Genomic DNA, 22,467 nt, shown 5'->3' on the forward strand with positions numbered 1-22,467 from the left:
TCACCTGGTTTTTCTGTTCCTTCACCTGGTTTTTCTGTTCCTTCACCTGGTTTTTCTGTTCCTTCACCTGGTTTTTCTGTTCCTTCACCTGGTTTTTCCGGACCTTTTTCTGTATCTTTTTTATTTGTAATTTGAAGCTTTACAACTTCAATTTTTTCATTAGAAATCGTAAATTTCATTTCCTTATCAGATAAAGTATATCCTTCTGGCGCTTGGATTTCTTTTAAAGTGTAATCTCCTGGTTCTAACTTCTTAGAAGTCGCTTTACCGCTCTTGTTTGTTGTTAATGTGTCGATTTTTGTTCCGTCTTTCCAAATTTCAAACACTGCGCCTGCTAATATTTTATTTGTATTATTAGCGTCTACCTTTGTAATTTCTAATTGACCTGTAATTTCTTCTTTCACTTTTTCATTCGTAACTTCTTGTTTTACTACTTCGTTCGCTACAACGTTTACTTCTACTGTTACTTCTAACGCCTTATAACCTTCTGGCGCTTTTGTTTCCTCTAACGTGTACTTTCCTGGCACTAAGTTTTCGAATTTCACAACACCTTCTTTATTCGTTGTTTTCGCTTCTCCAACTACTTGACCAGCTTCGTTCTTTAATTTAAATTCTGCACCTGCTAGAACTGTTCCACTCTCTGCATCCTTTTTGATTACTTGTAAGCTTCCTAGTTCTTTCGCATTTTCTATTTGTACTTCTACTAACTTGCTTGCTTCCACAACGACTTCAATTTCTTCTTTTAACAATTTATATCCTTGTGGTGCTTTCGTTTCTTTTAATGTATACTTTCCTGGTTCTAATTTCTGTGAAACTACTTTACCAGTTTTATCTGTTCGTAACGTATCTACTTTTTTACCATCTTTATACACTTCGAATTCTGCATCTGATAATACTTTCGTTTTATCTTCCGCATCTACTTTCACGATTTCAAATTGACCCGTTACTTTTTCGGAGATCTTTTTATTCACCACATCTACAGTCACTACTTTATTAGCCTCTACATCAACAGAAACTGAACTAGATGATAATTCATATCCTTTCGGTGCTTCTACTTCTTTTAATGTATAGCTTCCAACTGGAAGTTGTTTCGATAAGGCTTCACCTTTATCATCTGTAACAATTGTTTCCACAACTTTCCCATCTTTATCGATAACATCAAATTTTGCACCTGGTAGAAGTTGACCAGATTCACTATCTTTTTTCAATAATTTAAATTGGCCATTCTCTACTTTTCTCGTATTCTTCATAACAAGTTCAATTACGTTTGTATTATCAATTGTTACTTTGACTGGTGTATCAACTTTTATATATCCTTCTGGTGCATTTATTTCTTTTACAAAATAGTCACCAAGTGGTAAATCTTTAACTTCCGCAATACCCTTTTCGTTTGTTGTAACAGTAGCCACAACGTTATTATCTTTGTCTATAACATCAAATTTTGCGTCTTTTAAAACAATGTTTTCATCGTTTTCATCAACTTTTTTAATTTGTAAATGTCCTTTTTCAGTTGCTGGCTTATTCCACTTTGGCCAGTTAAATTTAAAGTTATGAACCTCAAAACCATCTCTTTGGTGTAATCCTCCAACATAGGCTTGTCCATTAATAGAACCACCTTTTGTTTCTACAACTGCATTAGGTGCAAACACACTACCTACTACACCATAACCTTTAGTTGTTATCTTTGTAGCATTAGGAAATACCCAAATTACCTTACTAGCTAACTCAGTAAAAGATGAATTAGGATCGTATGCTTGAGATGTATTAATTAAATCCGTCGCCATCCCAGTATTTCTTGTATCATACAAAATTGCACCGCCACCAAAACTCACTTCTTCTGCATCTGAATAAATAACAATAAAGTCTTTATTCTCTACATTCGGAAGAAAAACGTCTTTTACATCAAATGTTTTCTTTCCAGTTTGGCCTGAAGAGACATAAATATTAGGGTTATTTACATCTTCACCGATGCCAAAGCTCATATTAGGTTTTGGCTTATCAGTCTGTAGTTTACTTGCATCCCCGATTACACCATCAACGTCTTTTCTAAATTCTTTAAACTTAGCATCAATCTCCGCTTGCTCTTTATAAGAGATACGGTCATATGATGTTTTCATTGCGCCATCTGGGTCACCGTCTTTTGTCATCGCCACTGTTCCATCTTGAATAATTACTTGTCCTGCTCCCGCTTTCGTAAATTGACCGCCTAGTAATAATGATGGATATCCTTCATCTACCCAAGTTGCTCCAGCTAAGTTATTTGCTCCAGTTGCAGCCGCTACGACTGTATAACTTGATGCGTTCATATTTTTCTGAACAGCCATCGCACCTTCAATATCCGCACTCGTTGCACTATGATCTCCAAAAATGATGGCGTTGTAATAAGATACATCACCTAAACCTTTTAATTCTGTTGTAGCTGCCTCTGCTTTAAATGGTAAATGGATTAAAAAATTCATACATATTAGTAATACAACTATTAAACTACTACTTAACTTTTTAATTTTTTGATTAAATGATTTCCTCAAGAAATTCATTCCCCCTTTTAAACTTCCTAAAACCACAAAAAGAAGTACATATCATATGTACCAAACCTTACTCACATTAACTTAAAATAATCCATTTAAATAAAACAAAGAAACACTACAACTACTTAATAAGATTGCTACAATTCATTTTTGAAATAATACGTGAACTAAACTGTCATGCGGAAATACTTTTACGTATGGGAGCCCAATAAAATTAATCTGAAGAATATTTCATGTGGTGTAACTGTTTTGGCAACATCATCCACTTTACATTAGTTTTCTAAAGGATTCAAGTGAATTGTATAGATTTCATACACAATTCATATTTTAAAACGCTTTCACTGTTTTTAATAAGATAAACAAAAAAACGTAGCCAAAAAGCTACGTTTTTCTTTCATCGTTTCGGTGTATTTTTATGATTCTTCAAAAACGGAAGCGGGAATTGCTTACGGAAATGCTCTTTAATCATATACTCTACACCGTTTTCGCTATTTGAACGTGTAATCCAATCTGCTGCTTGCTTTAATTCTACAGGCGAGTTCCCCATCGCTACCCCAAGTCCCACGTTTTCAATAACCTCTAAATCTTCCATACTATCTCCAATCGCAACCATTTCATTTAGCGAAATATTTAAATGCTCTCCAAGCAATTGTAATCCACGTAATTTTGATACATTTTGCGGTAAAATTTCTATTCGTTTTGAATCACATTCAACATACTCTACATCTTGGAACGCTTTTCTTAATGTATTTAGCCCGCGTTCTTTTTCACCTTTAGTTTGGAAAAGAACATCAATTTTTGGCGCCGCTACCGGATGGTCACGAAGCGCGTCACCTAACGAATCTACAAATTGAACTGGATAAAATAACGGGTCTGCACTTGATAATACAGTGCGCGCAATTAAGTTTGGTGTATTTCTCTCACGATTTCCGATTGAAAACCGTTCATGAGAAATACGTACGTTACAATCAAAGTGCTCTAACACTTGCACAATGTTAAAAGTCTTCTCTTCAGATAATCTTCTTTGAACGTACGGCTTATCTAACGTTGCTGAAACGAAAGCACCACCATGTGTCACTAATATAGAATCTAATTTTAACGCCTTTGCTACTTTATGAGCGGATTGAAAATTACGACTCGTAAATAACGTAACGTATACATCTTTTCTTTTCACAAATTCAATTGTTTCTCTTAATCCTTTTGCAATTTTTCCATTGTTGTATAGTAGTGTCCCATCTATATTAAGAGCTAGTAAGCGATAAATCATGTCGCACTCCCCCTCTTCGCTGTTGTACTCTATCCATAATTTATGAAATAAACCCGATAAATAGAACGAGTTAGAATTACTACTGAAAATTTGGTTTACTATATACATATACACTTAGTAAAGGAGATAGTACAATGCAGGCACCTCCTTCCTTTTATGAAGGCGATACGTTAGAAGTCGCAAAAAAATTACTCGGGCAAAAACTTGTTCATATTGTAGACGGAATAAAGCGAAGCGGAATCATTGTAGAAGTAGAAGCATATAAAGGCCCAGATGATAAGGCCGCACATAGTTACGGAGGCAGACGAACAGATCGCACAGAAGTTATGTTTGGTGCACCAGGGCATGCTTACGTATATTTAATTTACGGTATGTATCATTGCTTTAACGTTATTACAGCGCCAGTGGGCACCCCGCAAGGTGTTCTCATTCGAGCTCTTGAGCCGGTAGATGGAATAGAAGAAATAAAACTAGCGCGCTACAATAAGAGCGAAATTACAAAAGCGCAGTACAAAAATTTAACGAACGGTCCTGGCAAACTATGCCGTGCCCTCGGAATTACTTTAGAAGAACGCGGTGTATCGTTACAAAGTGATACGTTACATATTGAATTAGTTCCAAAAGAAGAACACATATCATCACAATATAAAATAACAGCGGGACCTCGTATTAACATCGACTATGCAGAAGAAGCTGCACATTATCCGTGGCGTTTTTATTATGAGGGGCATCCGTTTGTTTCAAAGAAATAAACGATATCGACTTACCGACAAATAAAAGAAGACTGTTCCAAAGTGGAACAGTCTTCTCCTTTTACTCTGCACCTTCCGCAGTTGCAATATTATCCTCTAAGTTTTCTCTTGATAATTCAGCCGCCATAAAATCTGCTGTTTCTGGAAGTGCTAAATGCATATGAGCTTTTTGACAAATTTGGATCGTGCAGTTTTCTACAACATAGTCGAAAACATGTCCGCCTCCGCTTCTTTCATCATCAATGTAATGTAAGTGGAATCCAGCTACCCCAATACCTTGTGCGTAATCTGGTGTCCAAAATCCAGCAAGCGTACCTTCTGTATTTTCAAATGAAAAGATTGGCTGTGATTTCGTCACTTCAACGAGCGGTGTATACGGTTTTTCTTGTCTTGGAACAGTTCTCGTCCTTACTTCACGGAACGTACCGTCCATTCGAGTAGCGTAAAATAAGTTTTTACTTGGCATTAATTCATGTAATAACGCTTCAACTTCTTCACGATTCATCGGACGCTCTACCGTATAACTCATTTCTTTTTCAAAAAACGTTACAGTTGCAAATGGCGTTGTTTCTTCTGGCTCTACTTTTTCCGCTGAACCGTCTGAACGTAAATGATAAAATTCATTATCAAATGCAATCATTTCACCGTCTAATTGATCAAATGTGCCGATGCCAAAATCACCATGTTTTTTCAAATCTTCAAAGCTAATTACACCATCATATATACCATCTAATAGCGCAAGCATTGTAGATGTTTGATATACTTCATTACTCATTTTCGTTTTTTTTGCATCAATATCAATTAATTGCGCAACAGTCATCTCAAATCTGCCTCCATTAGTTTAATTGGTTTGGTAATAATTTTTCGCTTAATTTAATGTTGTCACGATAGTCAATTGGAATATCAATAATGACAGGGCCGTCTGCTGCTAATGCTTCTTTTAATACCCCTTCTAATTCATCAGGCGTGTTAACACGAAGACCTAACGCCCCGAAACTTTCCGCATATTTCACAAGATCAACATCGCCAAACTCTGTAGCGGATGTTCTGCCGTATTTCATCATTTGTTGGAATGCAACCATATCATATGTGCCGTCTCTCCAAACAAGATGGACGATTGGAGAATTTAAACGTACTGCCGTTTCTAACTCCATCGCTGAGAATAAGAAACCACCGTCACCTGATACGGAAACTACTTTTTTACCTGGTTCTACTAAAGTCGCTGCGATTGCCCAAGGAAGTGCAACACCTAACGTTTGCATACCGTTACTAAATAATAATCTACGTGGTTCATAAGAACGGAAACATCTCGCCATCCAAATAGAATGGGAACCGATGTCACATGTAACGGTTGTATCGTCACTAATTAAAGAACGAAGTGTACGAATCACTTGAAGTGGATGCGTAACACCTTCTGAAGGACGATTTGGAACTTCTGCTTGTTCTGATAATTTTGCGCGTAATCGTTCTAATACCGCTTCTGATTTCGTACTTAATACAAGTTTCGGTAATTTCTCCGCGATGCTATTTACCGTTAAGGCAATATCACCAATTAATTCACGCTCTGGTTGGTAATCATGGTCGATATCTGCTTGATGGTCGTCAAGATGAATAATCGTTCTGTCGCCAAGTTTATTCCAGAACTTTGGATCATACTCGATTGGATCATAACCGATAGAAATAACAAGGTCTGCTTCTTCTAGTAAAATATCACCTGGTTGGTTACGGAATAATCCAACGCGGCCGAAGAAATGATCTTCTAACTCACGTGAAATCGCACCAGCTGCTTGATATGTTTCAACGACAGGAAGTTCTGTATCCGCAATTAATTTACGAACAGCTTTCGTCACTTCATTTGTGCTCGCTCTCATACCGAGTAAAATAACTGGTAATTTCGCTGATTTTATTTTTTCTACTACATATGTAATATCATTTGTGGGAGCGATTCCAAGCTGTGGCTTAGAAAGCGCACCGATAGACTCTACAGTTGTTTCCGCAGTCATAACGTCTTGCGGAAGACTTACTAAAGTAGCTCCCGGATTTGTGGAAGTCGCACTTCGAAATGCATTACTAAGTGCTTCTGGCACATTATCAGGATGCTCTACTTCTACGCTATATTTTGTGATTGGTTCGAATAGTGCAGCATTATCCATAGATTGATGCGTACGTTTTAATCGATCCGTACGCGGTACTGCACCAGCTAAAGCAACAACGGGATCACTCTCCGCATTCGCAGTAACAAGACCTGTCGCTAAATTTGATGTCCCTGGTCCTGAAGTTACAAGACATACGCCCGGTTTCCCTGTTAATCTACCAATAGCAGCTGCCATAAATGCTGCATTTTGTTCATGACGACAAACAATTAACTCTGGTCCTCTTTCTTGCAATACATCAAATACAGAGTCAATCTTTGCTCCTGGAATACCGAAAACATGTGTAACACCTTGTTTAATTAAACAATCAACAACAAGATCTGCTCCTTTTGTTTTTGTCTTCACGTCGTTTGCTTTTACACCTGTACTCAAAACTAATCATCCCTTTATTTCATAATGTGTGTAATAAAGATTTTTAATTTCACCTAGTTAATTAATGTGGTGAAGTATCATTTATCATTATATTACAAATGCATTATTTTTCCAACAATATGAATTCGACATTATTTTGACAAGATTCAAAGAATGCGCTTACAACCTTTTGTTTATCTTAAAATAACATTTTTATATTTCTCCTAAAAATGCACAAAAACACTTCCATCTATTTATATTATTAACGATTTTATAGTACCTTGCAAAGAATAATAGTAAGTGATATATTTGTAAATAACAGAATAACCATTATTTGGAATTTTATTCACGATTAGTATATCGCCTTTCAAAAAGTAAATATAGATTGTGTGTGCTGTTTAGAAAAAAGATAGGATTTTCAGCCATAATTCATCATTTTATAAAGGAAAGTGATTGTTATGAACAAAAGTGAATTTTTAGAGCAACTTAGTTCCTCTCTGCAGAATATGCCTAATTCAGAAAAGGAAGATATTATCTCGGAGTACGAAACTCATTTTATTAGTGGTAAACAAGATGGAATATCTGAAGAGGAAATTTCTAAAAAACTAGGAAACCCTAAAACTATCGCTAAAGAACTTAACGTTTCATATGCAATAAGCAACGCTGACAATAGGCGCAGCCTAAAAAACATTATGACAGCACTGTTTTCTGTTATGAGCTTAAGTGTTTTAAACTTTATATTTATCATTATCGCCTTTTTCGTATTACTCTTTCTATTACCACTTCTTCTAGCACTTATAATTGCTACACCGTTATTAATTATTTCACCTATATTATTAATAGGGTTAGGATTCTTTAAAGGGTTTCATCAAATCAGTTATTCTGATGTTTACAATGTATTCATAGCTTTTTGCATCGGCTTACTAATATCCGTCATATGTTATCAAATGATAAAACATATATACTCACTTTTGGTTAAGTATTTAAAATGGAATTTAGCTATTTTACAAAGATACTAATGAATGTAAAAGGAGATTACTATGAAAAAGTATATTTTATATCCACTCATGTTACTTACAATTTTATTTCTATCAGCTTGTTCAAGCAGTGCACAACCTAAGGAAGATAACGATGTTACTATTAAAGTTCCAGAAAATATATTTAGTTCCTCAAAGAAAAATGAAACTATTAATGAAGACGAAATGAAACAAAATATAAAAAATTATATAGATTATAGTTGGGAGTTATCTGAAAATATTATCCCTCTCGCTTCAACAAATTCTGATAAGAGTTTCACAGAATCTGACCGAGAAAAATTACAAAAACTAATTGATTTAGCGAAGCAAAACGATATGAATTTCCATGAGTTTATTAGTAATAATAATTTACCTAATGATTATAAAAAACCTTCAAAAGAAATCTATGAATTTATGTCATCATCTACGGATATTTTCGTAGAGCTAGATCAAGAATTAGACAAACTCGCCCAAGATGGTAACTTATTCAAGGCCAATTTTTCTTTTACAAAGCGCTTTGAGAAAATAAATGGGAGGAAACAAAAAGAGATTGAAAAGTTTTTGAACGATAAAAATATTAAAACTTCAATTAACAGCAATAAAAAAAATTAACCGATGTGTTACATATCCCTTTCAAAATAATCAATAAGAAATGGCTATTTTGAAACGGAGTTTTTGTGATATAACTATTAAATTCCCTAAACAAAAAAGACGCTCCCCTAGGAGCGTCTTCCACTATTACGCTTGTTGTTGCGCGCTATATAATTCTTCAAGTGGCTTCATGATAATTTTGTTAACGTCACCGATTACAACGTTTAGGCGTTGCTCAGTTTCCATTAATTTTGTAATTTTAGCATCTTGTTGAATGCGAGCTACAACTTCTTGTGCTTGTTGGTTGTCTTCTTCAGTGATTTCTTGGCCTTGCATCATTTTTTGTTGTAGGCTAAGTTGCATTGTACGGAACTCATCGAATAAGTTCTTTGAAGCTGTGTCAGCTTGAACTGCTGCGTAGCTCTCTTTTAAAGTTTTGAAGTCATCGTTTTCAGCGATTGCTTTTTGTAATTCATATGCAACATCATGAATGTTCTTTGTCATTTTATTTTTCCTCCTTTAGAAGGCTAGCGCTTTTCATACGCACTGCCTTTTCAGTGCATTTACATACGCACCTCTTCTTACCATATCAAACTATGCAAGAGATGTGAAGAAATTTCACTTTTATTTCTATGTACTCACCTTATTATCTAAGAAACAATAGTAACAATCCTTGTACGAGCCCGATCATTCCGCCTAATAACGCTCCTAAATACGTAATCATTTTTAATTCATTTTTCGTAATAGACAGAACTAAGTCTTCTAATCTTTCTGTTGAGAATGTAGACACTTCTTGCTGGACAATTTCCGCAAGGTGTAGATTGTTTAGTATACTCTCTACGTTTTCTGTTCCCCACTTTAAGCCTTTCGTTACTACACTTGGAACCACTTTTTCAATAATTGTTTCTCGAACTGGTTCACATACTTGCTGAACAGATTGATTTAAAAACTTACTCACTGTTTCCTCTACTTTAACTGCTGACAGCACGGAGCTTACAATCATTTCTTTCTCTACAAATGCTTCTAATTCTTTTACATCTCTTCCTTTTAACTTTTCCCACTCTTTTTGCAGTACGTCAGTTAAAAGCTGCTTTGTAGCATCTTGCCCTAAAAACTTAATAACTTCTGGCTGCACACGATCCACAACACTTACATTTCCTAAAAACATCCCAACTAAGTTAAGTAGCGTTCCACGAGAAGCAAAGAAATCATCAATCATTTTTGAAAGACGCGCTTTCCCTTCTTCACTTTCAAAAAAGCTAATTCCTCGCTCTAAAATAAACGCCGAGGCATTCGGAATCGCATTCTCTATCTTTTCATGTACAGAATGAGGTAAAGCCTGTTCCCATGTATATGTATAATACTCTGCTAAAAATGCATGAATTTTTTCTGTAATCACATGTTCGATTTTTCGAGTCGCTTCTTCTTCTACATGTGCTACATTCCATTTTTCTAACATATATCGCAGTGATTGTTCATTCGTAATTACTTTATCCACTTCCACTTGCGCCCAGTGAATTAAACCTTTTTGAAACTCTTCATTTGTTAGCTTTTTTCCGATTCCTTCTGGTGTTAACAAATGTTCTACAACCATTTTTCCTAATTGAACAGCAAGTTCATCACGCCGCTTCGGAATTAACCCTGGTGTAAATGGAACTTGAAACTTTCCGATATAAATAGGACGATGAGGACGAAATAACATTTTTATCGCTAAATGATTCGTATATCCTCCAATAATTGCTCCGAGTCCTGTCGTCGTTAACATATTTAACCATATATTCATTACAATCAACCTTTCACTTCTCCAAAACTATAGCATATCATCATACGGACAAAAGTATAATGGTATAAAAACGTATTTGCAATATATAGCTTCGCCTATTATGCAAATAGTAGTAAAGGAGTGATTTCGTTGGTTCTCGGCCTTTTAACTTCTAAACTTCATTATGAGCAAACGTATTACACCGAAATCGCTAAACGCGCTCGGCTTTATCATAATGTCGTTGCCCAGTTTACGCCATTTTGTATTGATCCTAAAACAGACCTTGTTTCTGGTCTTATTTACGATACAGATACAGGAAAATGGAAAAAGCAAACATTCCCTATTCCTTCTTATATATATGATCGTTATTCTTTTCAAGAGGAAACAGACTTTGAAAAAGTAAAATCAATTATTCACTCTTTGCACAATCGTCCTTCCACTACCTTTTTAAATAACACACTTATTAATTCAAGTGAACTACATGATTTATTTCTCACTAATAAAAAACTGTCTCCTTATATACCAAAATTTGAAATTGCGACGATACAAAACATTTTCAAACTGTTGTTAAAAACTAAAGATATTATTATACGCCCCACTAATATACATTCTAAAGATAACTTATATCGAGTCGCTTACAAAAATAAAACGTTTCAGATCGATACAGTAAATGAAAAATACCATACTTCTATTCCACTCAAACGCACAGACGAATTTATATCTTGGTGTAAATCTAACATACGTTCATCACGTTACATAGCGCACACTATGCTACAACCACCAAATCAATTAACATATCCACTGCACATTCGAACCATTTTGCAAAAAAACAAAGAACAAACTTGGAATGTTATCGGTCAATTTATACAAAAAAGCTCATTTCCTAATCAGCTTTTACCCTCAACAACAGACGATGATTCATTACATTCATTTTCAAAAATTAAATACGTACTATCTAGTACAGGTGTGCAACTATTACACGACGCTTTACACGACATTATAAATGAAGTATTCCAAACACTAGATCAGTCTTATTCTTCGTTATTTGAACTAGAACTTTCCACAATTATGGATCAAAAAGGTGCAATCTGGCTTATGTATGTCAACACGATCCCTCCTTACGAACAATACATTCGTCATAGTGATTCATTAGCTGAAAAGATATTTCACGGACCACTTAAATTCAGTCGCTTTACACCATAATGAAAGGAGGTAAACCTATTTTGAAAGAACATATATATACATTAAACATTTCAGATGAACATCCAAATAGTATTACTTTACCTTACGTTTTTTCTATTACGCCACCTATTACATCCCTCTCCTTCGGCATACGTCATATAGCAAGTGAAGAAGTAAAAATTCATTATTCCTTTACTCGCGAAATTATTATTGGAAAACATATTGCCGATAAACTTTTACTACCTCAATCAACTACTATTCATGCATTCACACAAAACCAAACAATTATTTTCGGACCATTAATCGGCATTTTCACAACTGGCTTTAACGATGATTCTTCTAATCCTTTAGGAAATCGTTCAATTGCTCTCAGTGAGTTGTTAACACCACCATTCTCATTACGACCGTTCGTATTCGTCTTTGGCGTTCAACATATAAACTGGGAAGAAGAAACGATTGAAGGATATTTCTTTCGAGAGAAACAATGGATAAAGAAAAAGGTCCCTTTACCAAACGTCATTTACGATCGATTACCGAATCGACAAGCGGAAAATTATAAACCAATCGTCAGAGCAAAAAGAAAGTTAGAACAAGACTACTCCATTCCATGGTTTAACCCAGGTTTTTTCAACAAATGGGAAGTTCATCAACTTCTTATGAAAGACGAATCAATTAGACCCTTATTACCAAACACAGAAGCATTTCAGCATTTTGAACAAGTAGAACGGTTTCTTGGCACGTATAAATCTGTGTACATGAAACCAATACACGGGAGCTTCGGTAGAAATATTCATCAAATATTTTATTCTCAAACAGAGAATTGCTACTACTGTCGTTATCGCGAAAATGAAGAAAATAAACTAAGAAAGTATCAATCATTAGAAACTCTTCTAAACCACGTATTAAAAGGACATGATTTAAAAAAGTTTATCGTACAGCAAGGTATTTCGTTACTTCGCTTTGATGGTCAACCTGTTGATTTCCGCATTCATACAAATAAAAATCATTTCGGTAATTGGATAGTTAGTGCAATCGTCGCCAAAATCGCCGGCAAAGGCAGTTTAACAACTCATGTAAATAGCGGCGGTGATACAAAGTTGCTACAAGAGCTTTTTCCAGATTCAACGAAGCAAGTTCAAATTGAAAATAAATTAAAACAAACAGCTCTGCAAATAAGTTATGCACTCGACGAGCAAGTAACTGGAAACATCGGTGAGATTGGTTTCGATATCGGTTTAGACACAAAGGAAAATCCGTGGTTATTTGAAGCCAACTCTAAACCTGGGCGAACTGTATTCCAAGATGCCAAATTAAAAGAACAAAGTGAACTGACACGCCAGTTATTTTACGAATATGCCATCTACTTAACTGAACATTCTTTACGTGATACAAAAGAAAAAATGTCCCAAATAAAATCCGGGACTTCATCAAACACCGAATGTATCCCTTCTCCTATGATTCACTCACAAATGCAAAAACAAAAACTTCCACCTAGATAATAAGGTGGAAGTTTTCTATTTACACAAGTTTTACTACAACCTCAGTTTCCACATTACATACTCCGCAATAAAAAATATGATTGCAATATTCATTTGAATTATTATGCGTTAAACCATCTACTGCACTTAATAATTCTTGATCCATATAGGCACTATAATCGTCTATATAATCTACAGACTTCCCATAATCTTGGAGTATACTTTGGCAATTTTGACAAGAATATGTTTGTGATTCTAATGCGTTGCAAAGCGGGCAAATCCCCATCATGATTCCTCCATACTTTATCGTTTAAAGCCTCTCTTTTTTAGAGTGAAGAGAGCAACCTATCCAGACATAGGAGTGCCCACTCCATCCCTACTTAAAAATAGAACTATAAAGTTGCTACCGATTTCATTTTTATTTCAATAAATCATAAATAAGAAGCTAATAATTAGCCTACAAGTAGCAGGCTACAATGAGAAAATTATATTTAATATCCTCCTTAGTTTGGCCTGTTTTCTTAAAAATACAACGATTACTCTTATTTCATAATTTACGAAATCAATAAGTTTTTTTGACAAAATTTACAAATTATTATTTTGTATATCTTTCTAGGTAACATCCATACTATGAGTACAAACTTAATTACCGATGGATTAGCGCCAATCGGGGCGATAATCTGGTTCAACTCCAGCTAGTCCAACCAAAAAAACTTTTATAACTCTAAGGAGGATATATTCCTATGGCAAACCAAAATTCTTCAAATCAATTAGTAGTACCAGGTGCAACAGCTGCAATCGATCAAATGAAGTACGAAATCGCTCAAGAATTTGGTGTACAATTAGGAGCAGATTCTACGGCTCGCGCTAACGGTTCAGTTGGTGGAGAAATCACAAAACGTCTAGTTGCAATGGCTGAGCAAAGCCTTGGCGGATTCCACAAATAAATATATATGGCAAAAAGGTCTCAAGGCATATGCCTTGAGACCTTCCTTAATTTATTGCAACATTTGTAAAAACTTCTTCGTACGTTCTTCTTTTGGATTTGTAAATACTTCTTCTGGTGTACCTTGTTCGACAACGACACCGCCATCCATGAAAATAACGCGGTTTGCAATTTGATGTGCAAAGCGCATTTCGTGCGTTACAATTACCATCGTCATGCCTTCTTTAGCAAGTTCTTTCATTACTTTCAGAACTTCTTGAACGAGTTCAGGATCAAGCGCTGATGTCGGCTCATCAAATAGTAACACTTCCGGCTCCATCGCAAGCGCACGCGCAATTCCAACGCGCTGTTGTTGTCCGCCTGATAATTGGAACGGATATAAATCCACTTTATCTGCTAAACCAACTTTTTCAAGGAAATAGTGTGCTTTTTTCTTTGCTTCTTCTTTCCCCATCTTTTTCACTGTAACGAGCCCTTCCATTACATTTTGAAGTGCTGTTAAATGCGGGAATAAATTATGGTGCTGGAATACCATACCTGTTTGCGTACGAAGATTAACAATATCTTTCTTCGTTACTTTTTGAGAGAAGTTAAGCTCTTTATTACCGATACGAATATTACCAGCGTTTGGTGTTTCTAATACATTGAGACAACGTAAGAATGTCGTTTTACCAGATCCAGACGGCCCAATAATAACAACAACCTCGCCCTTCTCAACTGTTAAATCTATATGCTTTAGTACGGTATTATCTCCGAAACTTTTTTGTAAGTGCTGAATTGAAATCATAAAAACAAAAACTCCTTTTGTAAAAGGATTATTTTAATGTGTAGCGTTCTGAACGCTTTTCTAACATCTGTTGTACGATTGATAATAAGAAACAAATAACCCAATAAATAAGACCTGCTTCAAAATAAACAATTAAAAACTCGTAGTTCATCGCCGCAATTTCCTGCGCTTTTCGGAACATTTCTGTTACTAAAATTAACGATGCTAACGAAGTATCCTTCACTAAGCTAATAAATGTATTCGAAAGCGGCGGGATTGATACGCGCGTTGCTTGTGGTAAAATAACACGTTTTAATGCTTGTGGATATGTCATCCCAATTGTATAAGCTGCTTCCCACTGCCCTTTCGGAATGGAAAGGATAGAAGCACGAATAATTTCAGATGCATATGCACCGACATTTAATGAAAATCCAACAACTGCTGCTGTATATGGCTCAACTTCAATATTAAGAGTTGGAAGTCCATAGAAAATAATAAATAATTGTACAAGAAGTGGCGTTCCGCGAATGATAGATACATAGATACGAGCAATCCATTGTAAAATACGACTACCAGAAATACGTGCGAGCGCTGTTAACGTTGCCAGTATAATCCCGATAATAAATGTAATAAGCGTTAATGGAATTGTTGTAAAAACAGCTTCCTTCAGCATAGGCATGAAGGAAGTCTGCATAATATCTATCCAAGTAGACAATCGATCTGAAACTAATGCACTACTTAGATACATTTTCACCGAACCATTTTTTCGTTATTTTGTCATACGTACCGTCTTTTTTCATATCTTCTAACGCTTTATCTACTTCTTGTACAAGCTTAGTGCTACCTTTACGGAATAAGAATCCACTTTCTGAAGCTTCTTTTTCAGTATCTACAATTTTAATTTTTGCATCTTTTTTCGTTTCTAAATAATTTAATACTGATAACTTATCATTAATTGTAAAATCAACGCGTCCTGAAGCTAATAATTCTGCCGCTTGGCTAAATCCTTCTACACCAATAATTTCCGCACCGTTTTTCTTAGCAATATCTGCATAGTTACTCGTTAAAGATTGTGCTCCTTTTAAACCTTTTACATCAGCAAATGTAGCAGGCTTATCTTTATCTTTTGCAATAACTAATGCCGCTGAAGATGAAACGTACGGTTTAGAGAAATCATATTTCTTTTGACGGTCTTCACGAATACCAACTTCGTTTGCAACCATATCGAAACGTTTTGCATCTAAACCAGCAAGTAAGCTATCCCATTGTGTTTCTTTAAATACAGGTTTTACACCTAAACGTTTTGCAACTTCTTCTGATAGTTCAACGTCAAATCCAGTTAATTTATTGCTTGAATCATGGAATGTGAACGGTGCGTATGTACCTTCTGTTCCAATTACAAGTTCACCGCTTTGTTTTATCTTTTGTAACGCGTCTTGACTAGCTGTATCTTTTTTCTCTTCTTTACCGCAGCCGGCTACAATCCCGATCGCTAATGTAGTTACTGCAAGCACTGAAAATAATTTCTTCATGATAGTAATCCTCCAAGTATTCTGATAGGAATTTAAAAACTATATTGATTGTATGCAATCTTGAACAATTTTTCAATGAAAATGTTCTTATTTAGTTTATCCTTTTTCTTCATAATCAAACAAAAGGGAAAAATAACGCTACATACAAAAAATAAGTAACATTTTTTAATATAGCATTTATTGTACGAAAGGTAAAATAATACTTCTTATTTAACTGCCCTGATTCACTAAAAAAAGAACTTGTGAAAATCACAAGTTCTCTCCCATACCTATTAAGCGCTCTGGTTCCCTTCCATTTGCGTTTTGTACATATCATAATAACGCCCGCGCTTTTTCATTAGCTCATCATGAGACCCTTTTTCTAAAATGGTTCCTCTATCAAGCACAATAATTTGATCTGCGCTTTTAATTGTTGAAAGTCGGTGAGCGATAATAAATGTCGTTCTTCCTTTTTTCACAACTTCTAGCGCTTGTTGAATCATCGCCTCTGTTTCTGTATCGATACTAGATGTCGCTTCATCTAAAATTAAAATGGCTGGGTCAAAAGCGAGCGCCCTAGCAAACGATATAAGCTGACGTTCTCCAGTGGAAAGCGTACTTCCCTTTTCTGTAATTTCTTCATTTATATTGTTCGCAAATCTTTCAGCACCAACATCATGCAATGCTTTTATAATACGCTCTTTTGAAATTTTTTCGTTTTCTAAGCTTACATTGGAAGCGACCGTCCCGCTAAATAAAAACGGATCTTGCAGTACGATTCCCATATGTTCACGAGTTGCTTGTTTCGGCATCTCTTTTACATCATGACCATCAATCGTAAGCTTTCCTTTTTCAAACTCGTAAAACTGAAAGAGTACGTTCATAATAGAACTTTTTCCTGATCCAGTATGACCGACAAGTGCCACGGTCTCCCCTTGTTTCGCTTCAAAAGAAATATTTTTTAACACTTCATCTTTCCCATTATAAGAAAACGATACATTATCAAACTTCACATTTCCTTGTAAGCGAGGCATACGCTCTTCTTCTACTGCTTCTCCTTTTTCCTCTAACAATTCAAAAACACGCTCTGATGCAACACGCGATTGTTCTAAGTTAGCAAGCTGATTCACCATATTTGTAATCGGTGAGAACAATCGTGTTAAATAATCAACGAACGCATACAGTATCCCTAGAGAAATGACGCCTGTAGCACTTAATGAAGCGCCACCGAAATACCAAATCACACCTGTGAAAGCGATATTTCTTAATACGGATACTAAATTATGAGAAGTTGCTGCATTTAAATTCAAAATTTTATTTTGATACTTAAAATAATCGCCATTTAATTCTTCAAACTCTTTTTTCGTTTCACGCTCTTGACGGAACGCTTGAATAATTGGCATCCCTTGAATGGATTCATTTACTGTTCCGTTAATATCAGATAAACGAGAGCGCATTTTATGATTGTATACAGACGCGTATTTTCTATAAAGAATCGCCCAAACAATTAAAATTGGGATAATTAATAAACATAATGAAGCGAGCTTCACATCTAATAAAAATAGCGCAGCAAATATCCCAATAATATAGATGATACTAGAAACGAATGTTGCCAACACCGTTACATATAAATCACGAATGGCCTCTGTATCATTCGTCACACGCGAAACAATTTTCCCCGCCGGTAAATGATCAAAGTACCGAATTGGCAACGTTTGAATATGAGAAAAAACATCTTCCCTCATAATTTGAATAATTTTGTTCGCTGCCTTTTGCAAGAAGAACTGCTTTCCGTATGCAAATAATGATACGACTACTAATAAAGCAAAATAGCCACCACCAAGTAATAATAGACGGTTTATTTCTGGCTTATAAAATGCAAATACTTCTTCCTTTGTTAATGCTTTCGCTTTATAAACTTGCACCGCCTTACCATTTTGAACGGTAATCATATCCCCTTTTACAGTACGTGATCCTTCTACATTTACTTTATTCGGTACAAAATAATATTGAAAACCGACTTGCATCACGCGTACTTCTTTTCCTTTTTTCTCGCCTTGTTCAAAGCGATCACTTCGCTTATAAAAAGCCCCATTATACGAAACAGCATCTTCACTCTGTTCTGTTTCATACCAAGGTTTCTCTATCCCGACGATATGATCGTCAATCATCGTTTTAGCGACGAAAGGACCAGCAAGCTCTGCGATGACGAAAATAAATAACATTAACATCGCAGCAAAAATCGTCCCTTTCACTTTCATCGCGTATTGAAACAATCGTTTTGAAACGCTCATATTTTCACCCCACTATCTGCACTTTCACTTTCACCTTGTTGTCTTTCAAACTGTTCGGCATACCAGCCTCCCTTTTGGATAAGCTGAGCATGCGTACCTTCTTCTATAACTGCGCCTTCATCCATAACGAGAATCCAATCCGCATGTTGCACTGCTGATAAACGATGCGTCGTAATAATCGTCGTCTTTCCGCTTCTTTCCGTTCTTATATTTTCAATGATCGCTGCTTCCGTACGAGCATCTACAGCTGATAAAGAATCGTCCAAAATTAAAATTTCTGGATTTTGAATAACAGCTCTTGCAATCGAGATCCTTTGTTTTTGCCCTCCTGATAAAGAAACACCTTTCTCTCCAACGAGCGTTTCTAACCCTTCTGGTAAAAACTCTAAATCCTTTTTAAACGCAGCAATTTCAATTGCTTTCTCTAGTTCTTCTTCAGTCGCTTCCCTATTTCCGAATAAAATATTTTCTCGCGCTGTTTTTGAGAACAAAATATGCTCCTGCGGTACATAACCAATCCAGCCGAGTACATTTTCATTCGTCATTTTATCTAATGTCACATCAGAAACTGCAATATCTCCATCTCCAAGTGGATATTGACGAAGAAGCTGACGTACAAGCGTCGTTTTCCCGCTTCCTGTTTTTCCGACAACCCCAAGCGTCTCCCCTTGTTTTAAGGTAAACGAAACCTTTTTTAAATTTGTTTCAGTTGATGAAGGATATGAAAAGGTAACGTCATCAAACTGAATATAATCCGGCTCTTGCACAAGCTTTGGATGTTTCGGATCCTTTACATCTGGTTCATACGCTAACGTTTCATTCACACGGTCAAGCGAAGCATTTCCTCTTTGCATAACATTAATTAATTCACCAATTGCAAACATCGGCCAAATCATCATCCCTAAATACACGTTAAATGAAACAAGTTCACCAAGTGTTACCTTTGATTGAAATACAAGATATGCCCCGTACACTAAACCGATTAAATAACTAAGGCCAACAAGCATTTTCACAGTTGGTTGGAATAATGCGTCAATTCTCGCTACTTTCATATTTTTTTCGTAGACGTCATCTCCTAAGTGATGAAATCTTTCCTCATCTGCATTCTCTTGTACGTATGCACGAATAACACGCACACCAGCGATTGATTCAAGCACTTTATCGTTCATATCACCGAATGCATCTTGCGCAACGGTAAATCTTTCATGCAATTTCTTTCCATATATATTCATCGCATACGCCATAATTGGAAGCGGAATAAGCGCTGCAAATGTAAGCTCCCAACTAATTGTAAATCCCATCATAAAAACGATCGTAAGCATGTATAAACTAGAATCCACAAGCGTTAATATACCAAAACCAGCTGTCATAGCGATTGCTTTTAAATCATTCGTTGCCCTCGCCATTAAGTCGCCAGTACGATTTTTTTGATAAAAAGTCGGCGTCATCTTAAGTAAATGCCCCATAAATTTAGAGCGCATCGTTTTCTCAAGTACAAATGCACCTCCAAACAATTGATGTTGCCATACGAAAGTAAGACCATACCCAACGATTGTAACCCCTATTAAAATAAGAATAGATTGCATAATTGCTTCGTTCGATAACGTTCCTGTTTTTATATTATCTATCGTAACCCCTAACACTTTCGGGGGAATAACTTCAACTATATTCACAATTAAAAGAGCTCCAATGGCAATACTATATCTCTTCCAGTGCTCCCTAAAAAACCATTTTAACTTTAGTAATACTGATAACAATGTAACCTCTCCCTTCTCGTTCTCGTTTACCTCTCATTTCTTTATCCACTATCCAGACCCATCACATTTACATTTCGTAACCCATACAATCTCATCACATTTTTCCACCTTCCAAAGTTTTTTATCGGAACTAAACAAGGGAAAATAAACAAAAAAAAGCATACCGCCGCTTGACGATATGCACAGGAATGCATAAAAAGCGTACGTTACGATATACGCAACGTACGCTTTTTATAAGACAAAGATGCCCTATATATCCGTACGGGTTGCGTAATGATATGAATGTTTTCTGCCATTTAACAGAGCTAAGCCCATTACATTTACGATTACAATCATTACGCACACCCCCTTCATTTATTTTCCATTTATAATCTTACAACTTTATTGAGTATTCTGTCAATTATTTTTTCACACTTCAAATAAAAATATATGATACACCATTTTGAAATAAGGGAATGTTCTGTAAGAAAGGGCATACAAAATAAAAAAAGAATAAGAAATCGTTTTCACAAACATTTCATTTGAAAAATGTTATCAAACCCCCTACAATCACCTTATACTCACTCTTACAAGTTGCTATTTTAGGAGGACTAATCATGACAACTAGCAATACGTACAAATTTTATTTAAACGGAGAATGGAGAGAAAGCTCTTCAGGAGAAACAATCGAAATTCCATCTCCATACTTACACGAAGTAATTGGACAAGTACAAGCAATTACTCGCGGAGAAGTGGATGAAGCAATTGCATCTGCAAAAGAAGCTCAAAAATCATGGGCTGAAGCTTCCCTACAAGATCGCGCAAAATACTTATATAAATGGGCTGATGAGCTCGTAAATATGCAGGATGAAATTGCCGATATCATTATGAAAGAAGTCGGTAAAGGATATAAAGATGCGAAGAAAGAAGTTGTTCGTACAGCTGACTTCATTCGTTACACGATCGAAGAAGCTTTACATATGCACGGAGAAAGCATGATGGGCGATAGCTTCCCGGGCGGTACAAAATCTAAACTTGCGATTATCCAACGCGCACCACTTGGTGTTGTATTAGCAATCGCACCATTTAACTACCCAGTAAACTTATCTGCTGCAAAACTTGCACCAGCATTAATTATGGGTAACGCTGTTATTTTCAAACCAGCAACTCAAGGTGCAATTAGTGGTATTAAAATGGTTGAAGCACTTCACAAAGCTGGCCTTCCAAAAGGTCTTGTAAACGTAGCTACAGGACGCGGTTCTGTAATTGGTGACTACTTAGTAGAGCACGAAGGCATCAATATGGTATCGTTCACAGGTGGTACAAACACAGGTAAACATTTAGCGAAAAAAGCTTCAATGATTCCACTTGTATTAGAACTTGGTGGTAAAGATCCTGGTATCGTTCGTGAAGATGCTGACTTACAAGATGCTGCAAACCATATCGTAAGCGGTGCATTCTCTTACTCTGGTCAACGTTGTACAGCTATTAAACGTGTACTTGTACACGAAAACGTAGCGGACGAGCTTGTTAGCTTATTAAAAGCGCAAGTAGCTGAACTATCAGTTGGATCTCCAGAACAAGACAGCACAATCGTTCCATTAATTGACGACAAATCTGCTGACTTCGTTCAAGGTTTAGTTGACGACGCTGTTGAAAAAGGTGCTACGATCGTTATCGGTAACAAACGTGAGCGTAACTTAATTTACCCAACATTAATCGATCACGTAACAGAAGAGATGAAAGTTGCTTGGGAAGAGCCATTCGGTCCAATCCTTCCAATCATCCGTGTTTCTTCAGATGAACAGGCAATTGAAATTGCTAACAAATCAGAATTCGGTCTGCAAGCAAGTGTCTTCACTAAAGACATTAACAAAGCATTTGCAATTGCTAACAAAATCGAAACTGGTTCTGTACAAATTAACGGACGCACAGAGCGCGGCCCTGACCATTTCCCATTCATCGGTGTAAAAGGTTCAGGTATGGGCGCACAAGGTATTCGTAAGAGCCTTGAGTCTATGACACGTGAAAAAGTAACTGTATTAAACTTAGTTTAATCTTATAAAAAGAAGCTGATCTATAAATAGATCAGCTTCTTTTCTATATAAATACTTCCGAAAAACGGAGTATTTCG

Annotated in this window: 19 protein-coding genes; 7 read left to right on the forward strand and 12 right to left on the reverse strand. The window is 36.0% G+C overall.

All coding sequences use genetic code 11. From position 1 onward, the window contains the following. The coding region (locus AB6801_RS23580) for an MSCRAMM family protein (RefSeq protein ID WP_370941183.1) at nt 1-2,537 on the reverse strand (2,537 nt) is incomplete at its 3' end. Between the two features lie 385 nt (nt 2,538-2,922). Continuing rightward, the gene (locus AB6801_RS23585; RefSeq protein ID WP_000640431.1) at nt 2,923-3,795 is read right to left on the reverse strand and encodes a Cof-type HAD-IIB family hydrolase; all 873 of its coding nucleotides are present in this window, start codon (nt 3,793-3,795) and stop codon (nt 2,923-2,925) included. A 134-nt stretch (nt 3,796-3,929) separates the two neighbouring features. Between AB6801_RS23585 and AB6801_RS23590 the strand changes: the two genes are divergently transcribed. After that, entirely contained in the window at nt 3,930-4,547 is a 618-nt protein-coding gene (locus AB6801_RS23590; RefSeq protein WP_097998853.1) for a DNA-3-methyladenine glycosylase, read from the forward strand. Between the two features lie 61 nt (nt 4,548-4,608). Here AB6801_RS23590 and alsD read toward each other — a convergent pair whose 3' ends face one another. Continuing rightward, nucleotides 4,609-5,367 carry an alpha-acetolactate decarboxylase gene (gene alsD, locus AB6801_RS23595; RefSeq protein WP_097998854.1) on the reverse strand — a complete coding sequence of 253 codons (759 nt, stop codon included), beginning with the start codon at nt 5,365-5,367 and terminating at the stop codon, nt 4,609-4,611. Nucleotides 5,368-5,383: 16 nt separating this feature from the next. Then, nucleotides 5,384-7,072, reverse strand: coding sequence for an acetolactate synthase AlsS (gene alsS, locus AB6801_RS23600; RefSeq protein ID WP_086391569.1), 1,689 nt, complete (start codon nt 7,070-7,072; stop codon nt 5,384-5,386). Between the two features lie 437 nt (nt 7,073-7,509). Here alsS and AB6801_RS23605 point away from each other — a divergent pair, with 437 nt between their 5' ends. Both AB6801_RS23605 and AB6801_RS23610 read left to right on the forward strand, forming a co-directional pair. Continuing rightward, nucleotides 7,510-8,070 (forward strand): HAAS signaling domain-containing protein, encoded by a 561-nt coding sequence (locus AB6801_RS23605; RefSeq protein ID WP_097998855.1) that lies wholly within the window; start codon nt 7,510-7,512, stop codon nt 8,068-8,070. Nucleotides 8,071-8,091: 21 nt separating this feature from the next. Next, on the forward strand, nt 8,092-8,679 hold the full coding sequence (locus AB6801_RS23610; protein ID WP_097998856.1) for an NDxxF motif lipoprotein: 588 nt from the start codon (nt 8,092-8,094) through the stop codon (nt 8,677-8,679). Nucleotides 8,680-8,805: 126 nt separating this feature from the next. On the opposite strand, the gene AB6801_RS23615 is transcribed toward AB6801_RS23610, so the two are convergent. Together AB6801_RS23615 and AB6801_RS23620 are read right to left on the reverse strand one after the other, a co-directional pair. Beyond that, nucleotides 8,806-9,162 (reverse strand): YlbF/YmcA family competence regulator, encoded by a 357-nt coding sequence (locus AB6801_RS23615; protein WP_000164610.1) that lies wholly within the window; start codon nt 9,160-9,162, stop codon nt 8,806-8,808. Nucleotides 9,163-9,304: 142 nt separating this feature from the next. Next, nucleotides 9,305-10,441 (reverse strand): DUF445 domain-containing protein, encoded by a 1,137-nt coding sequence (locus AB6801_RS23620; RefSeq protein WP_135238610.1) that lies wholly within the window; start codon nt 10,439-10,441, stop codon nt 9,305-9,307. 129 nt (nt 10,442-10,570) lie between these two features. Here AB6801_RS23620 and AB6801_RS23625 point away from each other — a divergent pair, with 129 nt between their 5' ends. Next, on the forward strand, nt 10,571-11,623 hold the full coding sequence (locus tag AB6801_RS23625; protein WP_000242814.1) for a YheC/YheD family endospore coat-associated protein: 1,053 nt from the start codon (nt 10,571-10,573) through the stop codon (nt 11,621-11,623). Nucleotides 11,624-11,643: 20 nt separating this feature from the next. Next, nucleotides 11,644-13,101 carry a YheC/YheD family endospore coat-associated protein gene (locus tag AB6801_RS23630; RefSeq protein WP_048567846.1) on the forward strand — a complete coding sequence of 486 codons (1,458 nt, stop codon included), beginning with the start codon at nt 11,644-11,646 and terminating at the stop codon, nt 13,099-13,101. A 19-nt stretch (nt 13,102-13,120) separates the two neighbouring features. On the opposite strand, the gene AB6801_RS23635 is transcribed toward AB6801_RS23630, so the two are convergent. Next, a complete protein-coding gene (locus tag AB6801_RS23635; protein ID WP_000510474.1) occupies nt 13,121-13,366 on the reverse strand; it encodes a hypothetical protein in 246 nt (81 codons plus the stop codon). 457 nt (nt 13,367-13,823) lie between these two features. Here AB6801_RS23635 and sasP point away from each other — a divergent pair, with 457 nt between their 5' ends. Next, the gene (gene sasP / locus AB6801_RS23640) at nt 13,824-14,027 is read left to right on the forward strand and encodes a small acid-soluble spore protein, SasP family (protein WP_000013338.1); all 204 of its coding nucleotides are present in this window, start codon (nt 13,824-13,826) and stop codon (nt 14,025-14,027) included. A 51-nt stretch (nt 14,028-14,078) separates the two neighbouring features. Here sasP and AB6801_RS23645 read toward each other — a convergent pair whose 3' ends face one another. The 5 genes from AB6801_RS23645 to AB6801_RS23665 all read right to left on the reverse strand — a co-directional run bounded on the left by AB6801_RS23645 (nt 14,079) and on the right by AB6801_RS23665 (nt 20,354). Further along, entirely contained in the window at nt 14,079-14,813 is a 735-nt protein-coding gene (locus AB6801_RS23645; protein WP_000623608.1) for an amino acid ABC transporter ATP-binding protein, read from the reverse strand. Between the two features lie 28 nt (nt 14,814-14,841). Beyond that, nucleotides 14,842-15,540, reverse strand: a complete 699-nt coding sequence (locus tag AB6801_RS23650; RefSeq protein ID WP_000281499.1) for an amino acid ABC transporter permease — start codon at nt 15,538-15,540, stop codon at nt 14,842-14,844. Next, the gene (locus tag AB6801_RS23655) at nt 15,527-16,324 is read right to left on the reverse strand and encodes an amino acid ABC transporter substrate-binding protein (protein WP_000732836.1); all 798 of its coding nucleotides are present in this window, start codon (nt 16,322-16,324) and stop codon (nt 15,527-15,529) included. The genes AB6801_RS23650 and AB6801_RS23655 overlap by 14 nt, the downstream gene beginning before the upstream one ends. A gap of 272 nt (nt 16,325-16,596) precedes the next feature. Further along, the gene (locus AB6801_RS23660) at nt 16,597-18,597 is read right to left on the reverse strand and encodes an ABC transporter ATP-binding protein (RefSeq protein WP_000116647.1); all 2,001 of its coding nucleotides are present in this window, start codon (nt 18,595-18,597) and stop codon (nt 16,597-16,599) included. After that, a complete protein-coding gene (locus tag AB6801_RS23665) occupies nt 18,594-20,354 on the reverse strand; it encodes an ABC transporter ATP-binding protein (RefSeq protein WP_000953785.1) in 1,761 nt (586 codons plus the stop codon). Before AB6801_RS23665 ends, AB6801_RS23660 begins: the two co-directional genes overlap by 4 nt. Nucleotides 20,355-20,950: 596 nt before the next feature. On the opposite strand from AB6801_RS23665, the gene gapN reads away from it, so the two are divergent. After that, a complete protein-coding gene (gene gapN, locus AB6801_RS23670; protein WP_000213634.1) occupies nt 20,951-22,390 on the forward strand; it encodes an NADP-dependent glyceraldehyde-3-phosphate dehydrogenase in 1,440 nt (479 codons plus the stop codon). Nucleotides 22,391-22,467 lie beyond the last annotated feature (77 nt).

The sequence above is a fragment of the Bacillus sp. RCC_6_1 genome (assembly GCF_041360755.1).
GTDB lineage: Bacteria > Bacillota > Bacilli > Bacillales > Bacillaceae_G > Bacillus_A > Bacillus_A cereus.

Bases quoted from the DNA above. Each gene is read 5' to 3' on its own strand.
- AB6801_RS23585 (WP_000640431.1), bottom strand. From the start codon at position 3,795: ATGATTTATCGCTTACTAGCTCTTAATATAGATGGGACACTACTATAC.
- AB6801_RS23590 (WP_097998853.1), top strand. From the start codon at position 3,930: ATGCAGGCACCTCCTTCCTTTTATGAAGGCGATACGTTAGAAGTCGCA.
- alsD (WP_097998854.1), bottom strand. From the start codon at position 5,367: ATGACTGTTGCGCAATTAATTGATATTGATGCAAAAAAAACGAAAATG.
- AB6801_RS23605 (WP_097998855.1), top strand. From the start codon at position 7,510: ATGAACAAAAGTGAATTTTTAGAGCAACTTAGTTCCTCTCTGCAGAAT.
- AB6801_RS23610 (WP_097998856.1), top strand. From the start codon at position 8,092: ATGAAAAAGTATATTTTATATCCACTCATGTTACTTACAATTTTATTT.
- AB6801_RS23615 (WP_000164610.1), bottom strand. From the start codon at position 9,162: ATGACAAAGAACATTCATGATGTTGCATATGAATTACAAAAAGCAATC.
- AB6801_RS23620 (WP_135238610.1), bottom strand. From the start codon at position 10,441: ATGAATATATGGTTAAATATGTTAACGACGACAGGACTCGGAGCAATT.
- AB6801_RS23635 (WP_000510474.1), bottom strand. From the start codon at position 13,366: ATGGGGATTTGCCCGCTTTGCAACGCATTAGAATCACAAACATATTCT.
- sasP (WP_000013338.1), top strand. From the start codon at position 13,824: ATGGCAAACCAAAATTCTTCAAATCAATTAGTAGTACCAGGTGCAACA.
- AB6801_RS23645 (WP_000623608.1), bottom strand. From the start codon at position 14,813: ATGATTTCAATTCAGCACTTACAAAAAAGTTTCGGAGATAATACCGTA.
- AB6801_RS23650 (WP_000281499.1), bottom strand. From the start codon at position 15,540: ATGTATCTAAGTAGTGCATTAGTTTCAGATCGATTGTCTACTTGGATA.
- AB6801_RS23655 (WP_000732836.1), bottom strand. From the start codon at position 16,324: ATGAAGAAATTATTTTCAGTGCTTGCAGTAACTACATTAGCGATCGGG.
- AB6801_RS23660 (WP_000116647.1), bottom strand. From the start codon at position 18,597: ATGAGCGTTTCAAAACGATTGTTTCAATACGCGATGAAAGTGAAAGGG.
- gapN (WP_000213634.1), top strand. From the start codon at position 20,951: ATGACAACTAGCAATACGTACAAATTTTATTTAAACGGAGAATGGAGA.